Source organism: Amphritea pacifica (assembly GCF_016924145.1).
GTDB lineage: Bacteria > Pseudomonadota > Gammaproteobacteria > Pseudomonadales > Balneatricaceae > Amphritea > Amphritea pacifica.
Genome location: NZ_JAFFZO010000070.1, coordinates 1 through 2,287, shown reverse-complemented (window position 1 = coordinate 2,287; position 2,287 = coordinate 1). Strand labels below are relative to the sequence as shown.

Annotated in this window: 1 rRNA gene; it reads right to left on the bottom strand. The window is 51.7% G+C overall.

Going from position 1 to position 2,287, the window contains the following annotated elements:
* Window positions 1-32 precede the first annotated feature (32 nt).
* A 23S ribosomal RNA gene (locus JW499_RS21375) occupies window positions 33-2,287 on the bottom strand; the annotation flags it as partial.

The window sequence follows — 2,287 nt, the reverse complement described above, 5'->3', positions numbered from 1 at the left end:
TCTATCAGCTAACCAAACGCTTTTGGCGTTATATGGTCAAGCCTCACGAGCAATTAGTACTGGTTAGCTCAACGCCTCACAACGCTTACACACCCAGCCTATCAACGTCCTGGTCTTGAACGGCTCTTCAGGGGGCTCAAGGCCCCAGTGAGATCTCATCTTGAAGGGGGCTTCCCGCTTAGATGCTTTCAGCGGTTATCCTGTCCGAACATAGCTACCGGGCAATGCCATTGGCATGACAACCCGAACACCAGAGGTTCGTTCACTCCGGTCCTCTCGTACTAGGAGCAACTCTTCTCAAATCTCAAACGTCCACGGCAGATAGGGACCGAACTGTCTCACGACGTTCTAAACCCAGCTCGCGTACCACTTTAAATGGCGAACAGCCATACCCTTGGGACCGGCTTCAGCCCCAGGATGTGATGAGCCGACATCGAGGTGCCAAACACCGCCGTCGATGTGAACTCTTGGGCGGTATCAGCCTGTTATCCCCGGAGTACCTTTTATCCGTTGAGCGATGGCCCTTCCATACAGAACCACCGGATCACTAAGACCTACTTTCGTACCTGCTCGACGTGTCTGTCTCGCAGTCAAGCGCGCTTATGCCTTTATACTCGTTGCATGATTTCCGACCATGCTGAGCGCACCTTCGTACTCCTCCGTTACTCTTTGGGAGGAGACCGCCCCAGTCAAACTACCCACCACACAATGTCCTCGATCCCGATCAGGGACCTGAGTTAGAACCTCAATAGTACCAGGCTGGTATTTCAAGATTGGCTCCACATGAACTGGCGTCCACGCTTCAAAGCCTCCCAGCTATCCTACACAAGTAATATCAAAGTCCACTGCGAAGCTATAGTAAAGGTTCACGGGGTCTTTCCGTCTAGCCGCGGATATACGGCATCTTAACCGCAATTTCAATTTCACTGAGTCTCGGGTGGAGACAGTGTGGCCATCGTTACGCCATTCGTGCAGGTCGGAACTTACCCGACAAGGAATTTCGCTACCTTAGGACCGTTATAGTTACGGCCGCCGTTTACTTGGGCTTCGATCAAGAGCTTCGCCGAAGCTAACCCCATCAATTAACCTTCAAGCACCGGGCAGGCGTCACACCCTATACGTCCACTTTCGTGTTTGCAGAGTGCTGTGTTTTTAATAAACAGTCGCAGCCACCTAGTATCTTCGACCAGCGCCAGCTGAGGGAGCAAGTCCCATCACCAGCACCGGCGTACCTTCTCCCGAAGTTACGGTACCATTTTGCCTAGTTCCTTCACCCGAGTTCTCTCAAGCGCCTTGGTATTCTCTACCTGACCACCTGTGTCGGTTTGGGGTACGATTTCTTGTTATCTGAAGCTTAGAAGTTTTTCCTGGAAGCATGGCATCAACCACTTCGTCCAAAAGAGGACTCGTCATCAATTCTCGGCATTCTCTTTTAAAGAGTGACCCGGATTTGCCTAAGTCACTTGCCTACTACCTTAAACACGGACAACCAACGCCGTGCTGGCCTAGCCTTCTCCGTCACTCCATCGCAATAACAAGAAGTACAGGAATATTAACCTGTTTCCCATCGACTACGCTCTTCAGCCTCGCCTTAGGGGTCGACTCACCCTACCCTGATTAGCATTGGATAGGAACCCTTGGTCTTCCGGCGGGGAAGTTTTTCACTCCCCTTATCGTTACTCATGTCAGCATTCGCACTTCTGATACCTCCAGGATGCCTTACAGCTTTCCCTTCAACGGCTTACAGAACGCTCCTCTACCACGCTGTAAACAGCGTCCGTAGCTTCGGTGTATGGTTTGAGCCCCGTTATATCTTCCGCGCAGGCCGACTCGACTAGTGAGCTATTACGCTTTCTTTAAAGGGTGGCTGCTTCTAAGCCAACCTCCTAGCTGTCTAAGCCTTCCCACATCGTTTCCCACTTAACCATAACTTTGGGACCTTAGCTGACGGTCTGGGTTGTTTCCCTTTTCACGACGGACGTTAGCACCCGCCGTGTGTCTCCCGTGATTGCACTCATTGGTATTCGGAGTTTGCATCGGGTTGGTAAGTCGGGATGACCCCCTAGCCGAAACAGTGCTCTACCCCCAATGGTGAGACACGAGGCGCTACCTAAATAGCTTTCGAGGAGAACCAGCTATCTCCGGGCTTGATTAGCCTTTCACTCCGATCCACAGGTCATCCGCTAACTTTTCAACGGTAGTCGGTTCGGTCCTCCAGTTGATGTTACTCAACCTTCAACCTGCCCATGGATAGATCGCCCGGTTTCGGGTCTAATCCTAGCAACTG